The organism is Rossellomorea sp. NPDC077527 (assembly GCF_044542955.1).
Taxonomy (GTDB): Bacteria; Bacillota; Bacilli; order Bacillales; family Bacillaceae_B; genus Rossellomorea; species Rossellomorea aquimaris_E.
The window spans coordinates 348,789-374,588 of record NZ_JBITVL010000005.1; the positions used below are offsets into that span (position 1 = coordinate 348,789).

The 25,800-nt window shown below is 43.1% G+C and carries 27 protein-coding genes; 13 read left to right on the top strand and 14 right to left on the bottom strand.

The features are described 5' to 3' along the window. Positions 1–30 precede the first annotated feature (30 nt). The 5 genes from gvpA to ACIGG7_RS18670 form a co-directional block, all read right to left on the bottom strand. Positions 31–291, bottom strand: coding sequence for a gas vesicle structural protein GvpA (gvpA, locus tag ACIGG7_RS18650; protein ID WP_224944266.1), 261 nt, complete (start codon positions 289–291; stop codon positions 31–33). 360 nt (positions 292–651) lie between these two features. Further along, on the bottom strand, positions 652–1,245 hold the full coding sequence (locus ACIGG7_RS18655; RefSeq protein WP_224944268.1) for a ribosomal L1 domain-containing protein: 594 nt from the start codon (positions 1,243–1,245) through the stop codon (positions 652–654). Positions 1,246–1,254: 9 nt separating this feature from the next. Then, entirely contained in the window at positions 1,255–2,433 is a 1,179-nt protein-coding gene (locus ACIGG7_RS18660) for a ParM/StbA family protein (protein ID WP_224944270.1), read from the bottom strand. Between the two features lie 543 nt (positions 2,434–2,976). Then, positions 2,977–3,753 carry a 3-hydroxybutyrate dehydrogenase gene (locus tag ACIGG7_RS18665; RefSeq protein WP_397550616.1) on the bottom strand — a complete coding sequence of 259 codons (777 nt, stop codon included), beginning with the start codon at positions 3,751–3,753 and terminating at the stop codon, positions 2,977–2,979. A gap of 21 nt (positions 3,754–3,774) precedes the next feature. Next, positions 3,775–5,061 carry a GntP family permease gene (locus tag ACIGG7_RS18670; RefSeq protein WP_224944276.1) on the bottom strand — a complete coding sequence of 429 codons (1,287 nt, stop codon included), beginning with the start codon at positions 5,059–5,061 and terminating at the stop codon, positions 3,775–3,777. A 187-nt stretch (positions 5,062–5,248) separates the two neighbouring features. Between ACIGG7_RS18670 and ACIGG7_RS18675 the strand changes: the two genes are divergently transcribed. Together ACIGG7_RS18675 and ACIGG7_RS18680 are read left to right on the top strand one after the other, a co-directional pair. Next, on the top strand, positions 5,249–6,124 hold the full coding sequence (locus ACIGG7_RS18675) for a LysR family transcriptional regulator (RefSeq protein WP_397550617.1): 876 nt from the start codon (positions 5,249–5,251) through the stop codon (positions 6,122–6,124). 103 nt (positions 6,125–6,227) lie between these two features. Next, positions 6,228–6,632 (top strand): carboxymuconolactone decarboxylase family protein, encoded by a 405-nt coding sequence (locus ACIGG7_RS18680; RefSeq protein ID WP_397550618.1) that lies wholly within the window; start codon positions 6,228–6,230, stop codon positions 6,630–6,632. A gap of 39 nt (positions 6,633–6,671) precedes the next feature. Here the strand turns inward: ACIGG7_RS18680 and ACIGG7_RS18685 are convergent, their stop codons facing one another. Further along, on the bottom strand, positions 6,672–7,679 hold the full coding sequence (locus ACIGG7_RS18685; protein WP_397550619.1) for an NADP-dependent oxidoreductase: 1,008 nt from the start codon (positions 7,677–7,679) through the stop codon (positions 6,672–6,674). A 146-nt stretch (positions 7,680–7,825) separates the two neighbouring features. Between ACIGG7_RS18685 and ACIGG7_RS18690 the strand changes: the two genes are divergently transcribed. Together ACIGG7_RS18690 and ACIGG7_RS18695 are read left to right on the top strand one after the other, a co-directional pair. Continuing rightward, positions 7,826–8,710: a helix-turn-helix domain-containing protein gene (locus ACIGG7_RS18690; protein ID WP_397550620.1), complete on the top strand. Its 885-nt coding sequence runs from the start codon at positions 7,826–7,828 to the stop codon at positions 8,708–8,710. Between the two features lie 14 nt (positions 8,711–8,724). Beyond that, positions 8,725–9,093 (top strand): VOC family protein, encoded by a 369-nt coding sequence (locus tag ACIGG7_RS18695; protein ID WP_397550621.1) that lies wholly within the window; start codon positions 8,725–8,727, stop codon positions 9,091–9,093. A gap of 53 nt (positions 9,094–9,146) precedes the next feature. Here the strand turns inward: ACIGG7_RS18695 and ACIGG7_RS18700 are convergent, their stop codons facing one another. Then, positions 9,147–9,776: a hypothetical protein gene (locus tag ACIGG7_RS18700; protein ID WP_397550622.1), complete on the bottom strand. Its 630-nt coding sequence runs from the start codon at positions 9,774–9,776 to the stop codon at positions 9,147–9,149. Between the two features lie 176 nt (positions 9,777–9,952). On the opposite strand from ACIGG7_RS18700, the gene ACIGG7_RS18705 reads away from it, so the two are divergent. From ACIGG7_RS18705 to ACIGG7_RS18720, 4 genes are all read left to right on the top strand, one after another. Next, positions 9,953–10,639 (top strand): response regulator, encoded by a 687-nt coding sequence (locus ACIGG7_RS18705; RefSeq protein ID WP_397550623.1) that lies wholly within the window; start codon positions 9,953–9,955, stop codon positions 10,637–10,639. Then, entirely contained in the window at positions 10,636–11,640 is a 1,005-nt protein-coding gene (locus tag ACIGG7_RS18710; RefSeq protein ID WP_397550624.1) for a sensor histidine kinase, read from the top strand. The genes ACIGG7_RS18705 and ACIGG7_RS18710 overlap by 4 nt, the downstream gene beginning before the upstream one ends. A 100-nt stretch (positions 11,641–11,740) precedes the next feature. Next, positions 11,741–12,502 carry an ABC transporter ATP-binding protein gene (locus tag ACIGG7_RS18715; protein ID WP_397550625.1) on the top strand — a complete coding sequence of 254 codons (762 nt, stop codon included), beginning with the start codon at positions 11,741–11,743 and terminating at the stop codon, positions 12,500–12,502. Continuing rightward, entirely contained in the window at positions 12,492–14,438 is a 1,947-nt protein-coding gene (locus ACIGG7_RS18720) for an FtsX-like permease family protein (protein WP_397550626.1), read from the top strand. The genes ACIGG7_RS18715 and ACIGG7_RS18720 overlap by 11 nt, the downstream gene beginning before the upstream one ends. A gap of 51 nt (positions 14,439–14,489) precedes the next feature. On the opposite strand, the gene ACIGG7_RS18725 is transcribed toward ACIGG7_RS18720, so the two are convergent. After that, on the bottom strand, positions 14,490–14,615 hold the full coding sequence (locus ACIGG7_RS18725; protein WP_262481649.1) for a hypothetical protein: 126 nt from the start codon (positions 14,613–14,615) through the stop codon (positions 14,490–14,492). Positions 14,616–14,643: 28 nt separating this feature from the next. After that, complete coding sequence (locus ACIGG7_RS18730) at positions 14,644–15,111, bottom strand: hypothetical protein (protein WP_397550627.1); 468 nt, start codon at positions 15,109–15,111, stop codon at positions 14,644–14,646. A 154-nt stretch (positions 15,112–15,265) separates the two neighbouring features. Between ACIGG7_RS18730 and ACIGG7_RS18735 the strand changes: the two genes are divergently transcribed. Both ACIGG7_RS18735 and ACIGG7_RS18740 read left to right on the top strand, forming a co-directional pair. Continuing rightward, the gene (locus ACIGG7_RS18735; RefSeq protein WP_397550628.1) at positions 15,266–15,784 is read left to right on the top strand and encodes a PH domain-containing protein; all 519 of its coding nucleotides are present in this window, start codon (positions 15,266–15,268) and stop codon (positions 15,782–15,784) included. Next, positions 15,781–17,202, top strand: coding sequence for a PH domain-containing protein (locus ACIGG7_RS18740; protein ID WP_397550629.1), 1,422 nt, complete (start codon positions 15,781–15,783; stop codon positions 17,200–17,202). Before ACIGG7_RS18735 ends, ACIGG7_RS18740 begins: the two co-directional genes overlap by 4 nt. A gap of 29 nt (positions 17,203–17,231) precedes the next feature. Here the strand turns inward: ACIGG7_RS18740 and ACIGG7_RS18745 are convergent, their stop codons facing one another. Together ACIGG7_RS18745 and ACIGG7_RS18750 are read right to left on the bottom strand one after the other, a co-directional pair. Next, on the bottom strand, positions 17,232–18,509 hold the full coding sequence (locus ACIGG7_RS18745; protein WP_397550630.1) for an ammonium transporter: 1,278 nt from the start codon (positions 18,507–18,509) through the stop codon (positions 17,232–17,234). Between the two features lies 1 nt (position 18,510). Continuing rightward, positions 18,511–18,906 carry a hypothetical protein gene (locus tag ACIGG7_RS18750; protein ID WP_397550631.1) on the bottom strand — a complete coding sequence of 132 codons (396 nt, stop codon included), beginning with the start codon at positions 18,904–18,906 and terminating at the stop codon, positions 18,511–18,513. Positions 18,907–19,073: 167 nt separating this feature from the next. On the opposite strand from ACIGG7_RS18750, the gene ACIGG7_RS18755 reads away from it, so the two are divergent. Next, positions 19,074–20,540 (top strand): L,D-transpeptidase, encoded by a 1,467-nt coding sequence (locus ACIGG7_RS18755; RefSeq protein WP_397550632.1) that lies wholly within the window; start codon positions 19,074–19,076, stop codon positions 20,538–20,540. Between the two features lie 177 nt (positions 20,541–20,717). Further along, positions 20,718–21,908 carry an MFS transporter gene (locus ACIGG7_RS18760; protein ID WP_397550633.1) on the top strand — a complete coding sequence of 397 codons (1,191 nt, stop codon included), beginning with the start codon at positions 20,718–20,720 and terminating at the stop codon, positions 21,906–21,908. 56 nt (positions 21,909–21,964) lie between these two features. On the opposite strand, the gene ACIGG7_RS18765 is transcribed toward ACIGG7_RS18760, so the two are convergent. From ACIGG7_RS18765 to yiaA, 3 genes are all read right to left on the bottom strand, one after another. Further along, positions 21,965–22,951, bottom strand: coding sequence for an HAAS signaling domain-containing protein (locus ACIGG7_RS18765; protein ID WP_397550634.1), 987 nt, complete (start codon positions 22,949–22,951; stop codon positions 21,965–21,967). Then, a complete protein-coding gene (locus ACIGG7_RS18770; protein ID WP_397550635.1) occupies positions 22,948–23,286 on the bottom strand; it encodes a PadR family transcriptional regulator in 339 nt (112 codons plus the stop codon). The genes ACIGG7_RS18765 and ACIGG7_RS18770 overlap by 4 nt, the downstream gene beginning before the upstream one ends. Before the next feature lie 448 nt (positions 23,287–23,734). Next, a complete protein-coding gene (gene yiaA, locus ACIGG7_RS18775; RefSeq protein WP_397550636.1) occupies positions 23,735–24,205 on the bottom strand; it encodes an inner membrane protein YiaA in 471 nt (156 codons plus the stop codon). A gap of 366 nt (positions 24,206–24,571) precedes the next feature. On the opposite strand from yiaA, the gene ACIGG7_RS18780 reads away from it, so the two are divergent. Further along, a complete protein-coding gene (locus ACIGG7_RS18780; protein ID WP_397550637.1) occupies positions 24,572–25,567 on the top strand; it encodes a tRNA dihydrouridine synthase in 996 nt (331 codons plus the stop codon). The last annotated feature ends 233 nt before the right edge of the window (positions 25,568–25,800 follow it).

Genomic DNA, 25,800 nt, shown 5'->3' on the forward strand with positions numbered 1-25,800 from the left:
AATTAGTAAAACTATATTTGATTTACTTGTTTAAATGCTGAATGCTGTTCCTCTTTCATTTTCCTGCTTTGAGAGACCCTCTTCCTGGACCTCATCCCTCAAAAGCCCAACGGCTTCTGCATATCGTAACCACGTATCCACACTTGCAATGACGACTCTAGCTTCCACTGTCAGAATCTCGATTCCTACCAAGGAAACCCGGGCAAATGCATCAATGACGATTCCTTTATCCAGGATTCTATCAATTACTTCCGCGAGACTTGAGCTGTCATTACTTTTTTGAATACTCATCGAATCTCTCCTCTATAATGGTTTTGCCAATGACACGCTTCTATTCTGTTTAATCGGTGTTTACCTCGATTGTGGCCATGCATAAACTAGGTCATGGGAATCATTTGAAATAAACTGCCATTTTTTATACATGTTTTAATCAATGGAAGACGCTCTGTAACATTTGTTTCTTAGAGACATATAAACTTGTGGACTTGGGGTAGAAAAAATAATTCAAATAAGACAAATTGATTACAGTTTCTCACTTTAATAGATGGTTGTATAAAGAAGGGAAGTGTGCTTTGAAAAAGATGGGGCATTGAGGACTTTTTCTCTTAAACGAAAAAGAACCCGAAGCTTAAAACGCTTCAGGTTCTTATTTCATTTATTCATTTGGGCAAGGAAATCGCCTAACAAATCGTCCAGCGATTCTTCTTTTGGTTCTTCCTTAACCGTTTCCTGGGGTTTCATGGCACTGTCCCAGTCAAAGTTGTCCAATTCTTCATCAGTAGAATAAGAACGCTCATCTATTTCTTCATCTGGTGTATCATCCACCACTTGATCAAGGGACCATTCCCTACTAGTATCATGACTTGCTGCAGATTCTTCCTGAAGATAGAGGGCTTCATCTATATCCAACGAGTTACTGCTTAAGGAAGCAAGCAGGGAGGCTGTACGAACCGGATTTGAAAGCAGTTGATACACAATACTCCCTAAGAGCGCTTCAGAATGTTCATGTTTTAACCAATCACGTTGGGACTTATCCAACCCCTTGGGAAGGGGAATCGTAATCGCTTCCCGCCTCTTTGCAATCGTGTCATTCACACCATTCAGTACAAGCTCTGCAATCTTACTGGAAAAATTTCGTTTTTCCGTTTCCTTAAGCTTTTGTAGATGCTTTAAAACATGATCAGGTGTATCAGAAGGGAGACGAAACGTTATCGGCTGTCCCCTCGACATCCCTTTTTCTTTCATACCATCACCCTATTTGGTTTTCGCTAATTTTTGTTCTTCTTTTTGGGTTTGTTGTTTTTGCGTTTTTCTTAAGAAGTCCGCAATCAGCTTATAGTAGGCATTGGCCATCATCCAAATGCTTTCCTTCTCATCTTCAAAGAAGTCGATATTGTACCCGTCAAGATTGTTATTAAGCGTTTTGATATACTCCTTCAGGACGCTTGATCCACCGCCGATGAAGTAGCAGATTTCCGTCTGGGAGTTCTTTTGCCACATATTACGCAGGTGGCGGTATTGCTTCTTAGCAAGTTCAAGCATGATACGGTCGACGATATCGTGGACGCTTGTACGACTTCCTTTGACCATAATGTGATTTCGATCATTTTTCTTTGTGATGATTTCAACCACATCGCGTCGGCTGTCAAGCTCTATACCGTGTCTCGAGCGGATTTCCTCCCGGATTAATTCAAGTGATTCAGACACACCCAAATTAAATCCTTGGGCTTTATCGTCGTCTACCTTGCGATCCTTAATGACCGCGATATCTGTTGATAATCCTCCAATATCCTGAATCAAGATTCGCTTATCTACCAAATCTTTATTGATGATATTAGAATTATTATCCATTACAAGGTTGATAAAAGCAGCAAATCCTTCAGGATACACCTTCACTTCATCAAATTTAATATTTACTTTGATTCCTTGATAACGAGGAGTGACAAGGAACTCGACCTGGTGTACCGAACCTAATAATCTTGAGCGGTAACCAACATCTTTCCCTTCCTTTACTTCACGGAGGGGAAGACCTGTTCCGAGCGTATAGTTTGCTTCTATTACATTATTATTCTTTTTAAAATTAGAATCGTTCCGTGCTGCATCAAGAGCGATGGAAGCAAACAGCATGATCAGTGTTTGATCTTCTTCTGATTTACTGCTACCCGGATCAAGTTCAGTCGAGTTATTGCTCTTTGTTGCAAGATTACCTACACGATAAATTGCATTGTTGTCTTTCAGAGCAGGGGAGTGGACACGGATATGTATGCCGTCTAGTGGGTCTTGTGTATCCAGTTCCTCAATCCCGATGATCGGACGATCTTCAATATCCCGTGCGATGACGTTCGGAATATTCACCTCAGCGTCCATTTTCCCAAAAATACCTTTTAAAGAATCATTACCAACATCAATGGCTGCAATTCGAGAATTCGTCATTAAAATCATCCTTTCATTCATGAGTGAGAATTTGTCAAAAAATTTCAACTCTTACTTCCAGATTAAACAATTTCTTGTCTCTGGTCAATCCTACTTTTCTATCGATTATGGATCCCCACAGAGAGAGCACATGTATACATTTTTGTATCTTTGTATACATTATTTGTACACATCCCTTTAATTCAACATGTGTACTTGTTTGTGTACATGTATACTTTATTGTATACAATTGTGTACATATTTGTTTACAAGTATACAAAATTGTAAACTATCATATTTTTACATATTTCCATTACGAATGATGCTCTCTCTACTACTCTTTAAAACTAGGAATCTACCTTTTTTTAGCAAAAAATCATGACGAAATAAGAAAAACAAAAAAGGTGAAGGACAAGAAAAATGGAACAAGACATTATTCTTTCAAATAAATTTGGAGAAGAAAGAGTGGTAAACCAAAGTGTCCGGTTATGCGTAGGATCTCCTAAAGGTGAATAAATGAAAAAGACTTCAGCATTTAGCATGCCGAAGCCATTCAAAAATTCACTATTGTGCTGTATAGCCGCCGTCAATGACAACTGCCTGACCGGTCACACTTTTCGCTTGGTCACTGGACAGGAACATGGCATAATCCGCAATCTCACTGACATCCAACAGACGCTTTTGAGGGACTAAAGGATAAATAACCTCTTCCAAGACTTTTTCAAATGGAACGTTGCGTGTAGTGGCGATGTCCTTCAGTTGTCCTCTTACAAGAGGTGTATCAACATAACCAGGACAAATGGAGTTCACTGTAACCCCATAAGGAGCCGATTCGAGAGCAGCCACTTTCGTTAATCCAATCACACCGTGTTTCGCACTGTTGTAAGCAGCTTTTCCGGCAAAACCTACTAAGCCGTTGATGGAAGAAACATTAATGATACGGCCAAATTTCTGTTCTTTCATAATTGGCAGAACGTGCTTGATAGCGATAAAAGGGGCCGTAAGCATGATCTTAATCATGAGCTCAAATTTGGCTGTAGGGAATTCTTCAATTGGAGACACATGCTGTAATCCAGCATTGTTCACCAGTACATCGATTCGTCCATATTGTTGGTATGCCTTATCGATCATGTTCTTAATATCCTCTTCACTTGTGACGTCGGCTTTAAGTCCGATCGCTTCATATCCAAGTTCTTTAAGATTTTCTGCTGCTTTCTTAACGCCTTCTTCATTTAAATCAGTCAGTACTACTTTACTTCCGTTTTCAGCATAGGATTTCCCTAATTCAAAGCCAATGCCGCTTGCTGAACCTGTAATGACAACCACTTTATTTTCTACCAATGTAAAACACTCCTTTAATAGTTAGATAAGTCCTATACTAGCCATGATGATCCCGGCAATGACTGCAATGGTCGGGATTACAAGGCCCACAATAAACACATCTTTATAACAATCTTTATGCGTTACATTTGTCACTGCCAACAACGTCAGTAATGCCCCGTTGTGAGGCAGGATCGATGCCCCGGAGGCAATGGAAGCCATGCGATGAAAAGCTTCCGGACTGATTCCCGTCGATTGTGACAGTTGATAATAGGTATCACCGAGTGCCTGCATGGCAATTCCCATTCCCCCTGATGCAGAACCGGTAATCATGGCAAGAATCTGTACAATCAATGACTCAGAGATCAAGGGATTTGATGAGATCCCCAATAAAAGATCCGTGATTCGGTCGAAGTCAGGGACACTTGTCACGACTGCACCGAACCCTACTGCAGCACTGGTATTAATAATAGCCATCACAGAGCCTTTTGCCCCTTCATTGATGGACGGGATAAATTTCTTGTACCGTTTAACATTCATTAGGAGTATCAAGATAATTCCTGCCAATAATGAAGAGATGGCGTCCAGCTTAATACCGTTCAATAACACAACGACGAGAAGTAATGGCAATAGGGAAATGATCCAATTTGGCAACACTTGTTGATCTTTCTCCGCCTCAGATCCTGGACGATTGATTTCTTTGAATGTATCTCCTCTTGCGGCCATCTTTTTCTGCCTTCCTACAAGCCAAAGATATCCCCCTACAGCCATGATGAGCGATGCTACGATTCCCATCCATGAACCTGCCATCGGTGACGTATGGAACGTCTTCATTGGGATTAAGTTCTGTATTTGTGGTGTTCCGGGAACGGCTGTCATGGTGAACGTGAATGCACCAAGGACGATGGTCGGCGCAATGAGCTTTCTTGAAATATCGGCTTTTCTAAATAAAGCGAGAGCGATGGGATAGATCGCAAACACAACGACAAAAAGACTCACGCCTCCGTAAGTCAGAACAGCCGAAGCGACCAAAACACCCAGAATTGCACGCTTCTCCCCTATCATTTTAGTAATTTGATAGGCGACGGATTTGGCTGCCCCCGTATCCTCCATCAATTTCCCAAAGACGGCTCCTAATAAGAAGATGGGGAACCACTGCTTGGCGAAATGAACAAATCCCGACATATAGGTGTCGGTGTACGCATCCATTAGATCCATACCGCTCATGAACGCGACAATACCTGCGACGATCGGTGCAATCCAAATGATGGACCAGCCAAGATAAGCAAAGACCATCAAGAGCACCAGACCAATTAAAATACTAAACAACTTCTTTCCACCCTTCTAACGAAAACAAAAAGAGAGAGTGCGCTACATGATTCCGCTTCACTCTTTCAACGTTAACTAGTAAATTTTTTGACGTAAGAAAGTTTACTCTTCTCCTATAAATAAGTAAAATGAATTAAAACTATGGATGTTATGCAAAAAAGTTATAGATTAAAAAGGAGAGATACCATTGGATATACGACAGCTCACCTACTTCAATGAAGTGGCGAAATATAAAAGCTTTACGAAGGCTTCAAATGTGCTGCATCTATCACAGCCTACTCTCAGTAAAATGGTCCGGAGCCTTGAAGATGAACTGGAGATGGAGCTCATCGACCGATCCGCCCGTCAAATCGAATTGACAGAAGCAGGCGAAATCGTTTATGAGCAGGGACAGGTGATCCTTGAATCTCTTGATCATTTGTCCACTCACCTTTATGACTTGATGAACCTGAAGAAAGGGAAAATTAAAATCGGAATTCCCCCGCTGATCGGGTTTTTATTTTTCCCGAGCATCATCAAACAATTTAAGACGTTGTTTCCTGACGTCCACATTCAGCTGAACGAATATGGGGCGAATAAGGTGGAAGAAGAAGTGAGGGATGGGATGCTCGACCTGGGGGTTGTAGTCTTACCGATGGATGAAGAGCAGTTTGATGTCGTACCGTTCGTTTCCGAGAAGCACATGTTATTTGTCCACCACTCTCACCCGTTAGCCGGGAAAGAAAAGGTGGAAATGAGGGAATTACATGATGAGGATTTCATCCTTTTCAGTGAAGATTTTGCCCTTCACGACAAAATCATTGAAGAGTGCCGAAAAGCGGGCTTCTATCCGAAGATCGCCTACGAAAGCTCACAATGGGACTTCATAGGGGAAATGATCGGCCAGAATCTCGGCATTTCGATCTTTCCTCAATCCATCTCTAAAAAAGTGGACCAGCGTGTGGTTAAATCCATTCCCATTGTGAATCCGACCGTTCCGTGGAACTTGGGAATCATCACAAAAAAAGGACGATATGAATCCTTTGCAGTCCTTGAATTCAAGAAGATGCTGGACAATCGATAAACTATAACCAAATTGCATACTAACAATAATTAATATGTATTTTACGCATAAGTTACACAACGATATAGTATATCCTGTAGCACATTTACAGGAGGTATATACAATGAATGAAAGCAGATATCAACACGGATTAGACAAACTGATGGAATACACACTTTCAGATAATAAAGAGATTTCAACACACTTGAAGATAACAGAAGCATTGGAAGATATCGCTCCTGATGTCGGTAAATACATCATTGAATTTGCGTACGGCGATATTTATTCGCGTCCTGGATTGACCAATAAGCAGCGTGCGCTCATTACCATTTCATCACTTGTGACACAAGGTACGGAGCCTCAGCTTGAGCTTCATATCAATACGGGGTTGACTGCTGGACTATCGAAGGAGGAGATCGTTGAAAGCATCACCCATCTGATTCCTTATACAGGCTTTCCACGCATCCTCAATGCCCTGACGGTTGCGAAGAAAGTATTCGCTATTCGTGAAGAAGAACAACATGAATAGACTGAGGCCGGGTAATTCCATCCGGCATCTTCAATTGCCTTATAAGGGCTTTTTGACCTCAAGTACTACCTTACCCTTCGCTCTGCCCGTTTCCACGTATTGAATGGCTTTCTGGGCTTCCTCAAGGGGAAATACCTTGTCAATCACTGGGCGGATTTTTTTATTCTCCACAAGTTTTTTGATTCTTTTCAGTTGTTCACCGCTCGGCTTCATAAACAAGAAGTGATAGTCCACGTTATACTTCCTTTCAAGGGAAGCGATGTTTCTGCTTACGAGAGTGAATAGGATACGTTTGATGTAACCCATCTGGTTTTCTACAGCAAATCTCCCGTTTGGTACCGCCGACACCGACACGATCTTACCATGTGACTTCAGCACTTGGAACGACCGGTTCAGGGAATCACCTCCGAGCGTATCGAATACCGCATCGAACCCTTCTAAAACGTCCTCAAATGATTGTTGCTTATAATTGATGATCTGGTCTGCTCCGAGGGATGAAACCAATTCATGCCCTTTTTCACTGGCTGTTGTAGCTACATACGCTCCCATTTCCTTCGCTAGCTGAATGGCAAATGTCCCGACTCCCCCGGCACCGGCATGGATAAGGATCTTCTGACCGGGTTTCAGCTGAAGGATGTCATGGAACGCCTGCCACGTGGTCAGTCCCACGAGTGGAAGGGAGGCCGCCTCGACAAACGTCAAGTTGTCCGGTTTCAACGACACATCGTCTTCATGGACGGATAGATATTCAGCGAACGTACCGATCCTGTTTTTCCTCGGCCTACCGTATACCTCATCCCCCACTTGAAACGTACTTACTTTGTTACCAACTTGAATCACTGTCCCTGAGAAATCATTCCCAAGCACGAGTGGCATTTGATAACTCAACAGCATTTTCACCTTGCCATCCCTGATCTTGAAGTCGATCGGGTTGATACTTGCTGCATAAACCTCCACTAAAACATCATGCTCACCCACTTCTGGAGTTGGGAGCTCTGCCTGTTCTAAAGGAGACTTTCCATACTTCTTTATGGTCATAGCTTTCAAATTCTTCACCCTCTTTTAAAGTTTAAGTGTTTAATCACATGAACATATTATGTGAGATTGAACAACATCAGTCAATAAAACCGGCTGGAAATCGCCTTCCAATATTTTGTATAATGGTAGCAATAACGTATTCGGGAGAAAATCGCATGACAACATCCACTACTAACTATATCCTACAGGCTAAGAGCGACCTGTTTCATTGGGAAGGGGTCGGCCAGCTGTCCATTAAGACCTTCGTTAACGGAAAGGCCTTCTACAAAACCAACAGAGGGTTCTTCGGCGTGGAAGAAGGACGATATCTTCTCTTAAACGATGGGCCATACACCATCACCATTGAGGAAGATCAGCCCGTGGAATCATTTTGCATCTTCTTTAAATCCGGATTTGCTGAAGATGTTCTCCGTGCCCTGACAGATTCTACTGATCAACTGATCTCTGATCCATCTAAACGAAGCGGACCCGTCGAATTCTATGAAAGGACCTACCCCATCACTCCCTCACTAACCAAACAGTTACATAAGACGAAAGCCCTTCATTCCCACCTGGATCACACTCTTTGGGAAGAGCAGTATCATGTGCTGATGGAGAACCTCTTAATCTCTCATTTCCAACAGTTGAACGAAATCGGATCCATTCATGCTGTCAAATCGTCTACCCGCGAAGAGTTATACAGGAGAATGACTGTTGCCCATGAATATATACGTGCCTATTACGATCGATCACTCACTTTAGAAGAGATCTCCAAGATCGCCTGCCTATCTCCCAACCACTTGATACGGGCTTATTCTCAGCTTTACGGCAAAACACCCCACAGGCATATATCCGAATTCAGGATCGAAAAAGCCAAAGGATTATTGAAAGACACCGAGCTTTCCATGACGGTCATCGCCTTTGAAATCGGCTTTGAGAATCCTTCTTCATTCACGAAAATCTTCAAACAATATAACGGAATTTCTCCGACTCTCTATCGAAAAAAAGTGATTTTGGAAAAGAATCCAATCACATCATCCTTTACGATGAAAGAGAAGTGAAGGGAGAGAGGAAAGTGAAAACCATTCAAGGAATCAAACAAATCGGCATACCCGTCAAAAATCTACGTCGGTCCACCGCCTTTTACCAAGAGAAACTAGGACAGACCCTCTTGTTTACGACCGATCATATGGCGTTCTTCAATTGTCAAGGGGTAAGGCTTCTTCTGGCCCTGCCTGAGAAAGAAGAATATACCCACAGTTCGGTCATTTATTTCGACGTGAGTGATATCCATGCCAGTTACAGGGAGTTGAAGGAGATCGGAGTTGAATTCCTGGATGAACCTCATTTAGTAGCCAAGATGGAGGGCATCGAAACCTGGATGGTGTTCTTTGTAGATACGGAGGGGAATACGCAGGCGTTGGTGTGCGAAAATATAGACTAAAAAGAAAGAGGAAACCGTTAAAAAACGGAATCCTCTTTCTTTCTAACGGGAAATCATAAGCTATCTGTATCCAGGTTCTGTTCATCCAACTCATACGTTACTTCATACTTCTCTGCAAGGAGCTTCATATCGGAATGATACGTTTCCACAAGCATGTAATACTCATCCACCTTGGCATTGGATTCTTCAATCAAGCCTTCATCCTGATCTTTTATCGCCTTTTTCTCGAGAATGAGTGCATCATAAAAAGTCTGGGTCGCTGTCACAATCCGGTTCTTCATTTCTTCAAGCTCGGGGATTTCGGTCTCAATACCCTTCGCTTCTTCCAACGCTTTCTCATAGGCGGGAATGGTGATAGTGGTCAGCTCCCTATACAGGGTTGGATCATCGGTGTAATGAACACCCGAGACAGATGCCAAGGACTGAAAAGCGGCAACTTCATATTCTGCCACTTTCTTAATATCTTCATTGATGAATTGAAGGACTGCTTCCTGCTTATCAGCATCCGTCATCTTTTCACTATCCATTTCATCATTGACCAAATCCACCTTTTCACTTTCATTCTTCTTATTCGTGTTTTCTACTTTCTCTGATCCCTCATCTTTATTAATGGAAATCTGCACTTCACCACATCCACTTAACAGAACGGCTGTCACCACGACTAATCCGAAAAGTTTCTTCATGATTTAATTCCTTTCTTATGCAATTTAATCAATTGCTTTTAGAGACTAAATACCCATTTTTTGTAAAAATAATCTATATATCCCTAAATAATGCAGTTACTACCTTCTGCCTTATGGCAAACCCATGCGATTTCCTATACAATTTATGTAAATAGCAAGATTGCGTGGTGACTCTAATGAAATTATTACTAATCGAAGATGATATAACTCTATTTAACGAAATCAAGGAGCGGCTTTCCCAGTGGTCCTATGAAGTATATGGAATTACAGACTTTAATCACGTGATGCAGGAGTTCACAGAAGTGAGACCGGATCTTGTCATCATCGACATCCAACTGCCTAAATATGACGGCTTTCACTGGTGCCGGATGATCCGCACCCATTCCAATGTGCCGATCCTGTTTCTCTCCTCCCGAGATCATCCGACGGATATGGTCATGTCCATGCAGCTCGGGGCGGATGATTTCATCCAGAAGCCCTTTCATTTCGATGTGCTGATCGCAAAGGTCCAGGCGACCCTCAGGAGGGTGTATAACTATAATACTGAAGCTGTCAGCATCAAGACCTGGTGCGGGGCAACCGTTGATTTTGAACGGAATACGGTTTCTAATGAACAAGGTTCCATTGAATTGACGAAGAATGAAATGTACATTTTAAAGCTTCTCATTGATCAGAAGAATAAGATTGTGAAGAGGGACGATCTCATCAACAGTTTGTGGGATGACAAACGATTTATCAGTGACAATACGTTGACCGTCAATGTGAACCGGCTCAGGAAGACTCTTGAAGAAATTGGATTGGGCCGCTTCATTGAAACGAAAGTCGGCCAGGGGTATATGGCCATTGAAGAGGAGTCACCATGATCGGTACATACATATGGGAACGAATAAGCTGGATATCGTTCGTATTGATTCTCCATCTGTTTTGGATTTTCATTGCCTATATTGATACGGCCATCCCCTTGCAGCCGATTCTTTATATGGTGTTTCTTTCGCTGCTCTTTTTCACGATATTTGTTTTCATCCGATATCAGAAGGAAACCCGCTTCTTTAAACGACTGAAAGAATGGGATCATAATCTTCAGGTTACAGGAGTTGATGCCCCGGATTCACCATTCGAAGAAATTGTGTATGGAAGTCTTTCAGAGCAGGCAGTCCTTCTAAGGCAAACTTCATCTGAAAGTCGAGTGGTGCTCCAACAGGAGAAGGATGACCTTCTAGCATGGATTCATGAGGTGAAAACCCCGCTGACGGCGTTGCATTTAATGATTGAACGTGTAAAGGATGAGTCTTTAAGATCCCCTCTTAAATACGAATGGCTGCGGATCCACCTATTACTGGATCAACAGCTTCACCAGAAGCGGATGACATTCATGGAGAATGATCTGTACATAGAGGACACGGATCTCGAAGGAGTTATTTTTCAGGAAATAAAAACGCTGCAATCTTGGTGTATTCAAAAAGGGGTCGGATTTGACCTACAACTGAGTGTCACGAACGTGCTCACCGATGCGAAATGGCTGGCATTTATGCTCAGGCAACTTTTAACCAATGCGGTTAAATACAGTACGGCTTCCGACATTGTCATAGAAAGTGAACTGCTGGACGGAAAAGTGATCCTCTCCATTCAGGACTTCGGTAGGGGGATCGACCCGAGGGACATGCCGAGGATCTTTGAACAAGGCTTTACTTCGACACTCGATCATCATGATCATGTTTCTACCGGAATGGGGTTATATTTAACCAAAAAAGTGGCACAATCTTTACTTATTACTGTAGGAATCGAGTCCAAGAGAGGGGAAGGGACCACGGTCACCCTCACCTTCCCTGAGAAAAATGATTTCGTCCAACTTACCGGCGTGTGACAAAAATGTCACATGCTTTTCTGTTTTGTTCGAACAATAAAAGGAAAAGGCACTTCCTGCTTTTTATAATGAAGCTATTAAATCAAAGGAGTTTTTCGGAATGACGATATTAGAAGCAAGCAAGCTTTATAAAAGCTACGGAAATAAATTCAATAAGCAGGAAGTGTTAAAGGGAATCGACCTCTCGATCCAAAAAGGTGAATTCGTCAGTATTATGGGAGCGTCGGGTTCAGGAAAGACCACCCTCTTAAATATCCTTTCTTCCATAGACAAAGTGAGTGAAGGGTCGATTAAGATTGAGAGTAATGAAATGACGACCATGAAAGAAAAGCAGCTCGCACAGTTTAGAAAAAACCATCTGGGCTTCATTTTCCAGGATTATAATCTTCTCGATACGTTGACGGTGAAGGAAAACATCCTATTGCCTTTATCCATCACAAAAACCCCTAAGGAGGAAGCAGATCAGAAATTCAATGGCCTGGCTTCAGAACTCGGGATCCTTGAAATGAAAGATAAATATCCAAACGAGATATCAGGCGGTCAGAAACAGAGGACATCCGCTGCCCGTGCCTTCATCCATGAACCAAGCATCATTTTCGCAGATGAACCGACAGGCGCACTGGACTCTAAATCGGCCTCTGACCTATTGAATAAGCTGAGCGAGCTCAATCAAAAACTAAAGGCGACGATCGTCATGGTTACACATGATCCCGTTGCGGCTAGCTACTGCAGCCGCGTCGTTTTCATTAAAGACGGACAGATCTATACTCAATTAACAAAAGGCGATCAAGAGAGACAGCATTTCTTCAGTGACATTATGAAAACCCAAGGTGTGCTCGGCGGTGTGCAGAATGAACATTAATACCCTTATTTTCAGGAATCTGAAGAAGAACCTGAAGAATTATTACCTGTATGTATTTGCCCTCGTATTTAGTGTCGCCCTGTATTTCGCCTTTGTGACCCTGCAGTACGATCCATCCATGGATGCAACGAAGGGAACCATTAAAGGTGGGGCAGCGGTAAAGGCCGCTTCTGTCCTGCTAGTCGCCATTGTTTCGATATTCCTTTTATACGCCAATACCCTTTTCATTAAGAGAAGGAGTAAAGAAATTGGGTTGTTTCAGTTAATTGGCATGACAAAGAATAAAATCTTTCGCATTTTAAGCGTGGAGAATCTCATCCTTTATTTCGGATCTTTGATACTCGGTATCTTGATCGGGTTTTCCTTCTCCAAGTTAATCATCATGATTTTATTCAATATAACCGGAGTGGATGCGATTGCCACCCTACATTTCTCGACCAAGGCACTCATCCAGACCATCATCGTGTTCTGTGCGATTTATCTGTTGATCATGCTGATGAATTTTGTATTTATTAAAAGACAAAGCATCTTATCACTTTTCAGAGTCCGTTCTTCAACGGAAACGAAGGTGAAAAAGATGTCCAAATTCGAAATTATTATTGGGATTTGTGGGATCATCCTGATTACTTCGGGCTACTATGTCTCTTCCAAATTGTTTGGCGGCGACTTCTCGACCATGCCAGAGCTGTATGGAGCCATGCTCTTTATACTCGGCTCAGTGATTCTTGGTACCTATCTATTCTATAAGGGATCTGTCAGCTTTATTATCAATGTCATCCGCAAGAAGAAAGACGGTTATCTGAACATAAACGAGGTCCTATCTCTTTCATCCATCATGTTCCGAATGAAATCCAACGCCTTACTGTTGACGATCATCACGACCGTATCTGCTCTGGCTATTGGATTATTGTCTTTGAGTTATATTGGATATTACTCAGCTGAGAAAACAGCTGAAAACAATGTACCGACTGATTTTTCTTTAATAGACAAACAAGACTTCAATCATTTTAAAGACGCCCTTTTAGATAAAGGTATCGAATTCACAAAAGAGGAAATTGAAGTCATCAGAGTTCTCGTCAACCTGGAAGACATTACAGACTCGGACTTCGGTGAACTGAACGGATCACTAGATGCCATGCCTACTGCTGTCATCAGTGAAAAAAGTGTAAAAGGTATTGATGTAAAAGAAGACGAAACGGTCTTTACAGGCTATAGCGACTTACTTCAAAAGCTGATGCCACTACACAATTCCGGCATGACAGAGCTGAAAGGAAAAACGAAGAACATAAAGCTAAAATACTTGGGAATGCAGGATGAATACCCGATCTCAGGATGGTTTACAGGGTTTGGTTCATCTGCGGTCATTGTCGATGACCATGTTTTCCAACAGCTTAAAAAGGATCTGGATCCAGAAATTCAGAGGGAATCCTCCCTTCATATCGGTGTGAACATCGAGAAGGAAAAAGACTTAATGAAAGCCAACGACCTCTTTCACGAGTTAAACCTTGTGGAAAGATGGGGGAATGCATCACAATACGACATAAAAACCGAACAAAAGCAAAGTATGGGGCTCACTATGTTCATCGTCGGATTCCTCGGCCTCACCTTCCTGATCACATCAGGCTGCATCCTGTACTTTAAGCAGATGGACGATAGTGAAGATGAGAAACCGAACTATACCATTTTACGAAAATTAGGGTTTACTCAAGGTGACTTGTTGAGAGGCATTCAAGCCAAGCAGCTCTTCAGCTTCGGAATCCCCCTCCTCATCGGACTTCTGCACAGTTACTTTGCGGTCCAATCCGGATGGTTCCTGTTCGGGGCCGAAGTATGGACGCCGATGATCATTGTAATGGTTTTATACACGGTGTTGTATTCGATCTTCGGTGTATTATCGGTGTTGTATTATAAAAAAGTGATCAAAGCATCGCTATAATGGAAAGAGCCATCCCTGAATTCAGGGATGGCTCTTCTATGTAGTCCGATGTTACTTTCTTTTCTGGCTTTTCATCTTATTCATTTCAAGTTCAGCCGCATATTCTTCTTGAGTCTTTCCTTGTTTGAAGCTTTCAGACTGGATTTTTTTGAATTTGTTATCGTTTTGATTTGGCATGTGTACACCTCCCTGCAACAGGTATAGTTTATCCGTTGGGGTGGACATTATGCTCTTCATCATGTTGTTCAGCCATCTCAATCCCCTTTAGATATTCAATGACCTCTTCGATATGATGAGTATACAGAAGGGTGTTTTGAAAGTCATACATTACCTCATCTTCCACTTTAAGATATTCAATGATGGGGATGGTATCAAAAAACTTTCTCCATTTATACTTACTTTCCATTTTCTTTGTTTCTTCCTGGATTCTTTCCCGGTCAATTTTCAAAACGGCAAAGCTCACTGCTTTGATTTCAGCAGCCGGGAATTTTTCCTGCAAAGGTTCGATCATTTTGGCAGATAACGTTGCTTCAGAAATTACGCCGATGCTATCTACTTCATAAAAAAGATGATCGGAAAATCTTTCGTAGACCTCTTCCTCAGTATGTTCATCCACAAAAATGGCTACGCAATAATCTGCTTCTTCTTCCTTTGGCTTCTTTTTAAAGAACATCAGCACCACACCCTTCTTATGAAAAATTCCTATTACTCTATTAAATTATCCCCTCGTACAAAAGGGAAAACCTTTTATAAACATTTATTCCATAAATAAACATTTAGTGAAACCTTTCATTTCCTAAATCGTAAGTTAAGACAGAGGTGAAAAAATGTACATAAACATAAATGAACCAACACAAACCATATCAAAGAAAGCAACCAAAGTATGGCGGATTTCCAACACGATTGGACATACAACAGCACTGATCCTCATCGGGATCTTGATTACATGTACGAATCGATTCGACTGGTATGACTGGGTCGGAATTGTCCTATACGTCCTAGGCGGGTTATTCATTGTTTCTGCCGTGTTCTCCATCTTCATTGAACCCATTTACCTGCAAAGAACATGGCGCTATCAGGTCGACCGGGAATTCGTTCAGCTGAAATTTGGAAAATGGCAGCAGCAGCATGTCCTGATCCCCATGGAGAAAGTGGAATTCGTCCGAACCGAGCAGGGACCCATTATGCGCCGGTACGACCTTTATGATCTCGAAATCGGGACCACGACTTCTAATCATAAAATTCCGTCCATCCCTGCAGAGACAGCGAACACATTAAAAGTGGACATTGCCACTTTCGCAAAGATAAGGGATAACAATTCAGAAGAAGGAGACATAGGAGCATGACCCATCCTGCCAAACGATATCATCCCGCCTATATCATCGTAGAACTCGTCTCGACAGCAAAGAGCCTGTTTGGATTCTATCTCCTCCTGTTTATTCTGAAGGCAAATTCAACTGCCGGATGGGTGGTGTGGGGCCGGTACGCATTGTTAGTTGCAACAGCGTGGTCTATTCTCTCCATCTTCGCTAAATGGATCTTTAACCGCTATGAATTAGGCACGCATTCCATCATCTTTAAAGAAGGGATGTTCATCAAAAAGCAAAAAAACGTCGCCTGGAATCGAATTCACAGCCACAAGTCTCATACAACTTTCGTCCATCGCTGGTTCGGATTAACTTCTTTAACGATAGAAACAGGGGCAAATGGAGATGACGCCACCTATGAGTTCCCGGTTATCACAGAGAGCGAAAAAAATCGGATCCTGTCTTACCTTGAACAAAAGCAGGAAACGAAGGAATCGGAAGAAGAGATATTGCCGGATCGAAGGATACACTTTCAGACGACCAGGAAAGACCTGATCAAAGCATCCTTTTCATCACTCAGTTTCCTGGCAATCTTTCCGTTATTAAGCGCCGTCTATTTCAATCTGGCGGATTTCTTTGCCATTGAAAAATCAGCGGAAAGCGCCTGGCACTACTTACTGGACCATATATGGATCCTGATCGTTTTAATCATTTCAGCCATGTCCCTATCTATCTTGATTGGCTTCGTTAAAACGTCTATCAAGTACGGAAACTATATCATCAGTGATGACCCGGAACGGATTTATATCGAGAAAGGGATGGGGAATGAGGTAAGCTTCTCTATTCCAAAGAATAAAGTACAAGCTGTCAGAGTAGAACAAACCATGGTAAAAAGGATGCTTGGTCTCGTATCAATCAAGTTGATCAGTGCCGGTTCGTCCGAAGAGGAAATCAGTTCGTTCTATCCATTTATGCCTAAAAGGGAAGCGTATGACATGCTCCACGCCATCCTTCCTCACTATCCTATCCAGGAGAAGATGGAACGTTTCCCTCTTAAAGTCCTTTGGCTGAAGCTTAGCCAGCCGTATTATCTGACAATCGCTGCTGCGGCCGGATTATGGATTTTCAAACAGGATTGGATGTGGGTGGCAGGAGTGATCTTTGCCGTTTCCATTCTCCTGAGATTCCTTGATTACTGGTTTACAAGCTATTCACGTCACGGCTCGACCGTCCAAATCCGAAAGGGTGGATGGTTGAACGAAACCTTCATTACCCACAGGCATCGGATCCAGCAGATGACTGTGAAGCATTCATGGCTTCAGAGGAAGTTTGGTGTAGCAACCATTACATTCTCAAATCGGGCAAAACCGACTCATGAAAGTCTGTTATACGGGGTGTCGAAAGACGAAGCAGGCTCGCTTTACGAATGGTATCATAACAAATCCGTCTCGGATTGAGACGGATTTGTTTATTTAGGGGATTTGCTTCACTCCCGTTTAGGCTCTTCCCCACCATACTGATCTTCATAACTAATAAACTCATGTTCCTGATAGGCAGCCATCACCCCATGATAACTGATGTCGAGGCCGACCTCTTCTTCTTCTTCTGTTGAACGGACAGGTATCCATAATCGTATGAGAGAAAGACCCAACCAGGTCATACCGAATCCCCATGCGCACAAAACGACCAGACCAAGCAGTTGGATACCCAACAGCTCCCAGCTCCCGTTTGAGAAAAGACCGCCGTCTGTTGAAAACAACCCGACTGCTATGGTACCCCATATTCCCGAAACGCCGTGGACCGGAAACGCTCCAACCGGATCATCAATTTTCCTTGCGTCCAACCACTCTGTAGCAAACAGCATGATCAGCCCTGCTACGGCTCCAATGAAAATCGCCGCCTCATCACTGACAAACGCACACCCTGCGGTGATCCCGACCAGCCCTGCCAGCGATCCATTTATGACAGCAGCGGCATCGGATCGTTTATAGCGGAATAACGTGTAAAGGAGGGTTGCCGCTCCCCCGGAAGCAGCCGAAAGCATGGTCACTACGGCAATATGACCAATCTTCACATCTGTTGCACTCAACGTACTCCCGGCATTAAAACCGAACCAGCCAAACCAAAGCAAAAACGCTCCGACAGACGCCAGTGGAAGATTACTCGGCAAGGCAATCGTACTCGTACCGTGAGGAGTGTACTTCCCTTTGCGGGGACCGATGAACATGGCCGCAGCCAATGCAGAGAAACCACCAAGGGCATGAATGACCGCTGAACCGGCGAAATCCATCATGCCAAGGTTTCCAAGCCACCCGCTTCCCCATACCCAGTGTCCGCCAATGGGGTAAATGAAAGCTGTCATGAGGACAGCATACAGAATATAAGCCCGGAAATTAATCCGTTCCGCAACCGCTCCTGACACAATGGAAATGACGGCAATGACAAACGCCGCCTGGAACAACCAGAAGGTATCTAGGGAGATGGTGAAATCCAAATGACTCAGGTCTCCCTTCAGCATCGTACCGCTCGTGCCGATCATCCCGAGAAAATCACTTCCGTACATGAGCCCGAATCCAATGAAATAAAAGCAAAGAGCCCCAATCGTGATGTCGACGAAGACCTTCATGATGATATTGACATTATTTTTATGCCTCACAAATCCTGCTTCCAGAAGGGCGAATCCCCCCTCCATCAAGATGATCATGGCTGCCGTCAAGACTACCCAGATTGTATCGAGTCCTGAATTAAGTGTTTGAATCGTCATCTTATACCTGTCCTTTCCGGTATTTAAGTATCTCTTCGGTCATCGCACTGGACACTTCCAACTCTTCAGACGAATGGTCCCTGCAGGAAGATATGACCCCATCGATCTGCCTGATGCGGTTCTTGATCCCGTTAATTTGTTTCAAGCGATCCTTCACATGGACCATATACTCCACTGCCTGATGATGATTGGGGGGACGACTGGCAAAAAACTTCCTTACAGGTGATAACGAACGATAAAATGTTTCTTCCGCCCGCTTTTTTTCTTCATACCTTCTAATTTTTTGCTTTAGATCATCCATCTCTTGTTCCCGATGATGTTTAATCTTTTCCAGCATATCTATGAGCTCATCACAGGCAAAGTCCATTTCCCGATTTAATTCATCACGAATTATCATGTAAACTCTCCTTACAAATTCATGTTATGTTTTCTAACATAATATCAATTTACTGAAAATTTGTACAGATAAAACACCTAATGATCTTCTAACAATGTGTTCCCGTTCTTTTTCCCTATTCACCCAAATATATATAAAGAAACCTGCTGAATGAGGAGGGGGGGCACATGGGACGTTTTGACAGCCACCTGAAAAAGAACCTGTTACACATTCATAAAAATATCTACCTATCAAAAAGTGATGAACAATATCATGAAAAGATCCTTCGATATCACGATCCTTCCTCACCGGAAGCCCATTATCTGCTCGGACAAAAAATGGAGGAGAAAGGGCTGTTGATCAAAGCCTATAAACACTATCAGGAAGCAGCAAATGTTTACTCCCCTTACTATTTCAAAGCCAAACAGGCATGCAGGCTCCTTGAAGATCAAATCACCGGGGACATGGGACAAGTTCAGAAGCCAACCAAGACCGTTCTTCCTTTTTATGCAAAGGTCATATTGTGTACCCTTCTTATCATCAATGTGAGTTTATTGATTTTGTTATTTTTATTTCCTTCATTCAGTAGTACGATTTCGTCCAGCCTTAAGATGTGGAACACCGGTACGGATGTTGTATACGAGACGGAAGATCTTCCTTATGTCATGTATTTCCCTGCCAACACACCTAAAGATAAAATTGAAAAATCCCTCCATGATCAGTCGATCCGACTTGGAAGGAATGTAAAGAATAAGAATATCCTGATATACGGAGTATCGACGACGGACTCAAAGCTCTCTTTTGAGGTCCTTCCGTTAAAAAGCAGATCAATAGAAGAAAGCTCCTTTGTAAAAGCAGAATACAATTCCGTTTTGAGCGAGCCTGTGAAGATCCGTTTTTTGAATAACGGGAAGGAGGCATTCAGCGTTGACCCCAGTCCCCTGTCATTTATCGGGGCAAATGTCGTTCGCACAGCTTTGCAATCCTATATGAAAGACAAGGGGATGCCTCCTGAAAGACTTAATCAACTGGTGGCAGATTATCCGGACAATTACCTTAGCTTCATTCCGAATGAAGCCACTACCGGTTCGAATTCCGTTTCCAGCTCGTTCACAGGTTCAGGGGGATGGGTGTACAATCATGAGGCTGCGGCGATGGCCGATATGTTTTATCCAAACACTCCTGACTCCTCCCCGATCCCCTTCAATCCCGTACAGGTGGATATCGATAAACAGACATATTCCCTCATAGTCAAAACCCCGCCCTATATCATTTCATCTCATTCGATCGGCATCGGAAAGAATGACTCCACTCCTATCGGCCGTTTTCCCATACGAAACCGGGTCCTTGAACCATTGGGGGAGCACCCCGGCATGTTTGGTACCGCAGCCCTCGGCATGGGGGACATCGCCATCCACGGGACCTTCGATGAAGCATCTATTGAAAACGCCATGTCACATGGGTGTATCCGTCTTACCAACCCAGATATAAAGGAAATATATGACCTTGTTCCAAAAGGGGCCGTTGTAACAATCAACGATAGCAACGCTGAACATAAACTGAAACCGGTCAAACAAAACCTGGACCAACTTATTCCTGACAGTGGATCGGGGAACAACCAGACTTCTGGTACCATTTTTACGTGGGCTGACTAAAAAAAAGCGATTCTATTGATGAATAGAATACACCTACATCAGGACATGTTTATACCATGTCCTGTTTGTTTTTACCTTTTTTCAGCAAGGGTACTTTCTGAAAAAATTTTATGGTATGATGATTTAATTGTTTGCCTATTACATTAAAATTGCATTCATCTTAGAAAAGAGGTCATTATGGAAGAAACGGCATTATCCAAACAGCATTGGTTCCTGATCCTTACACTTACACTACTAACATTTGTTCTCGGGACAAGCGAATTTGTCATCGTCGGGATCTTAACAGAGATTTCTTCAAGTCTCCATATAACGAATGCAAAGGCAGGGACGCTTGTTTCAGCGTTTGCCATCACCTTTGCCATTGCCACACCCATTGTCATGTCTGCTACAAGCCATTTTCCTAAACGGAAATGGGTGTTGTTTTTGATAGGGGCATTCATCATTTTGAATGCGTTGTGTGTGATTTCGTCGAGCTATGTCATGCTTATGGCACTTCGAATGCTGACGGCGATTGTGACAGGAGTCTTGATTTCCCTTGCCATGACGATAGCCAGTGAAGCCATTCCCGTCACAAAACGTGGAGTGGCCATCTCATTCGTATTTGGCGGATTCACCCTTGCGAACGTAATCGGTGTTCCCATCGGCACGGTTATCGCCGGATGGTACAGCTGGCATGCTACATTCTTACTAACGACATTGCTTGGTGTTGTAGCCTTTATGGCATCCTTCAAGAACTTGCCGAGTAAGCTCAGTCAATACCGCAGTTCCATGCGGGATCAATTCTCTTTATTGACCCACCCCCGGATCCTGATGGCGTTCTTCATTCCATCCCTTGGTTTCGGTGCGACCTATGCGGTATTTACGTATCTTGTTCCAATCCTTAATATGATGGAAGCTCCGGACAGCTCCATCAGCTTGATTCTGTTTGCCTACGGCTTCATCTCGATCTTCAGCAACATTCTTGCCGGAAAGATCGCCAGTCACAACGCCATCGGTCGGCTCAGATTCGTTTTCCTTGTACAGGCCTTTGTGCTGATTGCCCTGTACTTTACGACCGATCACTTTGTCATCGGTTTGATCAACATTGGCCTGATGTCCTTAATGGCCATACTGCTCACTACTTCAACCCAGCTTTATTTGATCGACCTTGCTGGTGTGTATCAGCCAAAAGCGACGGGACTCGCCGCTTCCTTGATGCCCGTAGCAAGCAACGTCGGTATCGCCATGGGATCGGCATTAGGCGGATTCGTCTACCATCAGGGACCACTGCTGAATGTGACACTTGTCGGCGGAGTGGTTGCGATTTGTGCAAGTTTGCTGACCTTCATGAGTTACCGGTTAGACCAGAAGCAGGGGACATTGGCATAAATAGCTGACTTCGTTAATAAGAAAGGGTTCTGATCAGAGGATCAGAACCCTTCTTTTCATTTATAGGCTTTTTTAAAACCATCATAGCTATTGATTACCGCGGACACCAATAGTGCAACCGATATTGTGAGGTACAGCCACTGGAAGTTGAAAGAATCGTTGAATAGTGTCTGTATCCTCTCCGGAAATTCAGGATTCAATAGATCCATATTCCTGAACATGAACATAAAGGCAGCCACAGGAATGAGCTGAAATCCTGCATTTACAATAGCCAGACTCCTGGTCCAGACACCTTCTTTCCATTTTTTAAAAAGAAGGAGAAGTTCCATGGCGATCAGGAACACCACCAAAGGCCAGTATCCGATGAGCACATCCTGTTCAAAGATAGGAGTGAACCCTCCGTTGTCGCCTTTTTCATATAATCCGAGAATACTCGAAGCCTTAAAGTAACAGGTAGACCAAATCACCGTCCAAATCAACCCTCCGAAAATCTCCATCTTGGAAACTCGTTTTTCTTTCGGGATATATGGGATATCTTTTAAGTCATCAGGCGTCCATTCCTTGCCTTTGATTGTGATTGGAGCCTGACTGTCAGTAGAAACCGTTCGCTCGAGGACGATAAATGTAATGGTCAGCCAAAAGAAAACCTGCATTCCCGTACCAATGACCTCGACGATCCCATTTCCTGCTATGGAGAGGAAGATCCCAATGGGATTTGATTCCCCAGAATAGTTCAAAATGGAGGATACCGCTAACACAATGAACGTAATGGCTGCAGAAATAGGGAGGATGATCTTCAGGAGAGCAATATACAAATCATAATATCTCGGTCCGATCAGATACATCGGCCTGTCTTGATAGTTCGAGGCTAACACAGCAGGATCTCCAAGAGAAGACAGAACCTCCTTCACATCATCCTCTGTATAATCCTCCGGTAGCATATCTTCAATCGAGGACCTTAATTCAAGGGCAATATCCTCCCGATTCTTCTCGGGCAGCCTTCTCATCACTTCTTGAATATACAGTTCAACAAGCTTCATCATTCCTCTTCCTCCTTTAATAATATCGCCAGTTCCACGTGCATCTTTTGCCATTCCGCTCTTAGCTGTGACAGTATCTCAGCACCGTATTCGCTCAAGACATAATATCTCCTCGGCCTGCTTTCCGACCGGTCCCAGCTGCTTGTGACCAGTTCTTGCTTCTCCAATCTCCTCAGAAGCGGGTACAGTGTACTCTGTTCCATTGAAATACCACTTTTCTCTAGTAACTGGACGAGGGAATACCCATATTGTGGTGTCCGCAATTGACTTAATACGGCCAGAGTCAATGTCCCCCTCCGCAACTCCGTCGTCAACGATGTCAGCAGTGACTTATCCATATGTTCACCTCTTGTTATACTGTATGTTATACACTATATGCTTTATACTATGTATCATACACTATAGACGTGTATAAAAGAAAGATATATTTGTTAATTTTTGGATTCTATCAGTTTTTAGATGATAATTCAGCTCATTTTGACCGTTAGCTGCATGAATAAGAAATATATGAGGGATCAAGGGGTTGTGATAAGCTCCATACAAGGTATGTTTCACATATCAACTGTTGTATAAGCCAGTAACAGCATGGGATTGCGTCATTTACAGAAGGAATTGCGTCATTTTTTCATTATTTGCGTCGTTTTCGGTCTTAATTGCGTCAAAATTTTTTTATTTGCGCATTTTTACATATTTTGGTTATAAATTCATTCGGCTACCTTGTGGTGAGAAGAAATGTAGGTTCGAGACGACAAAGGGCGGTACTGAAAGCAGTACCGCCCATCATGATCAATCTTTATCTCTCGCCACCTGCGTATCACGGATATTTTTCTGAATCGTTATAGCTGCGAATAGACTAAGAACGAATGACATTGCATAAAATCCTTTTTCACTTAAGATGATGCTTCCGGCATTATAAAGACCAATGGCCATCAAGGAAATCGCGACAATCACGGCGAACCAGCTGAGTCCGTAATAGATACCGGAAACAGGAACATCCTCTTCTTTATCCCTAACCGCTTTTTGCAGGGATACAGCTGCATACAGTCCGAATACCAATACTGCAAAGTAATATCCCTTCTCATTCAGTTCCATTCCTGCATTGAACAGGCCAATCAGATAAGCGGCAACACCTACCACCAAAGCCGCCCAGCTTGCTCCTTTAAAAGCGGCCGTTGGTTCCCCTTCTTTCCTCTCTACCTTGACCTTAGGTTTCTTGTCATCGTTCTTTATTAACGGATTTTCATTGTAATCAGACATTGACCGCTCCCCTTTACTGTCGTTGTAGTACATTGATTGTACTTTTCTATTAGGTACATTATAACAATTTTTCACCTAATATACTTACATTTATTGAAACGACTATCATTTTTTTAATTAAAAGTAGTTCTATATAAGGGTTCCCCTTTCAAGTCGAGGGAATGGATGAAAAAAGAGAATGGATTTGGCAGTTTCAAATATTTCCCTTACATCAAAACGTCTCGTTCCCTTGCACTTTTTGCTTAATACCATTAAAGTATATACTGGTTGGAATCCATCCTAGATGGGAATGGATAAACTAAGACATGTGTTACTTTTTAATTTTGGGAATGTGTATTTCCTTAAAGGAAAGGGTTTAAATAGATTATGAAAGATAATTTTTGGCATGAGTTACCTCGGCCGTTTTTTGTTCTGGCACCGATGGAAGCCGTGACCGATGTGGTTTTCCGTCATGTCGTAAGTGAAGCGGCGAGACCTGACGTGTTTTTTACAGAGTTTACGAATACAGAAAGCTATTGTCATCCGAAAGGAAAAGACAGCGTACGCGGGCGTCTGACGTTCACGGATGATGAACAGCCGATCGTCGCCCATATTTGGGGAGACAAGCCTGAATACTTCCGTCAAATGAGTATCGGCATGGCAGAAATGGGCTTCCGCGGAATCGATATCAATATGGGCTGTCCTGTGCACAATGTCGCGGCAAATGGGAAAGGATCCGGCCTGATCCGCCGCCCGGATACGGCAGCAGAAATCATCCAGGCAGCGAAAGCAGGAGGACTTCCCGTCAGCGTGAAGACTCGCCTCGGTTATACCAAGGTGGAGGAATGGTACGACTGGCTGAAGCACCTGTTGGAGCAGGATATCGTCAACCTTTCGATCCATCTTCGGACGAAGAAGGAGATGAGCGACGTCGATGCTCACTGGGAACTGATTCCTGAAATCAAAAAGCTTCGTGACGAAATCGCTCCTCATACTCTTTTGACCATCAACGGAGACATTCCTGACCGTCAAAAAGGACTTGAACTCGCCGAGAAATACGGAGTGGACGGCATTATGATCGGACGTGGGATCTTCCACAACCCGTTCGCTTTCGAAAAAGAGAAGAAAGAGCATACGAGCCAGGAACTTCTTGATCTCCTGCGTCTGCAACTCGATCTCCATGATCAGTACTCCGAAGAACTTGAGCCGCGGCAGTTTAAACCGCTTCGCCGCTTCTTTAAGATCTACGTCCGCGGATTCCGTGGAGCAAGTGAGCTGCGAAATCGTTTGATGGAATCAGAATCCACGGATGAAGTTCGGGCTCTGCTTGATGAGTATGCGGATAGAGTGAAGGATGAGGAAGGGTTTTCTGTAACGAAGTAAAAGCTTATTTTGTATTATAAGACAAAGAGGAGAGCCAAGATGGCTCTCCTCTTTTTTTGTAAAAATGGATCTCACCATTATCCCTTGATTGAGATCTTACAGCTGGTTTATCTCTAACCCAAAACGTTCTTAAATTGTTCAATACTTCACAATCTTTTTGCCAAAAATGGTGCTATGATGGTTTTGTAAAGATGATTTGCTGAATTTTGGTATAAGCATGGTGTAAAAGGCTT

Coding starts and splice junctions, on each gene's coding strand:
- ACIGG7_RS18715 (WP_397550625.1), top strand. CDS start 11,741: ATGACGATATTAGAAGCAAGCAAGCTTTATAAAAGCTACGGAAATAAA.
- ACIGG7_RS18740 (WP_397550629.1), top strand. CDS start 15,781: ATGACCCATCCTGCCAAACGATATCATCCCGCCTATATCATCGTAGAA.
- ACIGG7_RS18660 (WP_224944270.1), bottom strand. CDS start 2,433: ATGACGAATTCTCGAATTGCAGCCATTGATGTTGGTAATGATTCTTTA.
- ACIGG7_RS18690 (WP_397550620.1), top strand. CDS start 7,826: ATGACAACATCCACTACTAACTATATCCTACAGGCTAAGAGCGACCTG.
- ACIGG7_RS18755 (WP_397550632.1), top strand. CDS start 19,074: ATGGGACGTTTTGACAGCCACCTGAAAAAGAACCTGTTACACATTCAT.
- yiaA (WP_397550636.1), bottom strand. CDS start 24,205: ATGTCTGATTACAATGAAAATCCGTTAATAAAGAACGATGACAAGAAA.
- ACIGG7_RS18760 (WP_397550633.1), top strand. CDS start 20,718: ATGGAAGAAACGGCATTATCCAAACAGCATTGGTTCCTGATCCTTACA.
- ACIGG7_RS18745 (WP_397550630.1), bottom strand. CDS start 18,509: ATGACGATTCAAACACTTAATTCAGGACTCGATACAATCTGGGTAGTC.
- ACIGG7_RS18710 (WP_397550624.1), top strand. CDS start 10,636: ATGATCGGTACATACATATGGGAACGAATAAGCTGGATATCGTTCGTA.
- ACIGG7_RS18720 (WP_397550626.1), top strand. CDS start 12,492: ATGAACATTAATACCCTTATTTTCAGGAATCTGAAGAAGAACCTGAAG.
- ACIGG7_RS18780 (WP_397550637.1), top strand. CDS start 24,572: ATGAAAGATAATTTTTGGCATGAGTTACCTCGGCCGTTTTTTGTTCTG.
- ACIGG7_RS18730 (WP_397550627.1), bottom strand. CDS start 15,111: ATGTTCTTTAAAAAGAAGCCAAAGGAAGAAGAAGCAGATTATTGCGTA.
- ACIGG7_RS18770 (WP_397550635.1), bottom strand. CDS start 23,286: ATGGATAAGTCACTGCTGACATCGTTGACGACGGAGTTGCGGAGGGGG.
- ACIGG7_RS18735 (WP_397550628.1), top strand. CDS start 15,266: ATGTACATAAACATAAATGAACCAACACAAACCATATCAAAGAAAGCA.
- ACIGG7_RS18705 (WP_397550623.1), top strand. CDS start 9,953: ATGAAATTATTACTAATCGAAGATGATATAACTCTATTTAACGAAATC.
- ACIGG7_RS18765 (WP_397550634.1), bottom strand. CDS start 22,951: ATGATGAAGCTTGTTGAACTGTATATTCAAGAAGTGATGAGAAGGCTG.
- ACIGG7_RS18680 (WP_397550618.1), top strand. CDS start 6,228: ATGAATGAAAGCAGATATCAACACGGATTAGACAAACTGATGGAATAC.
- ACIGG7_RS18725 (WP_262481649.1), bottom strand. CDS start 14,615: ATGCCAAATCAAAACGATAACAAATTCAAAAAAATCCAGTCTGAAAGC.
- gvpA (WP_224944266.1), bottom strand. CDS start 291: ATGAGTATTCAAAAAAGTAATGACAGCTCAAGTCTCGCGGAAGTAATT.
- ACIGG7_RS18700 (WP_397550622.1), bottom strand. CDS start 9,776: ATGAAGAAACTTTTCGGATTAGTCGTGGTGACAGCCGTTCTGTTAAGT.
- ACIGG7_RS18750 (WP_397550631.1), bottom strand. CDS start 18,906: ATGATAATTCGTGATGAATTAAATCGGGAAATGGACTTTGCCTGTGAT.
- ACIGG7_RS18655 (WP_224944268.1), bottom strand. CDS start 1,245: ATGAAAGAAAAAGGGATGTCGAGGGGACAGCCGATAACGTTTCGTCTC.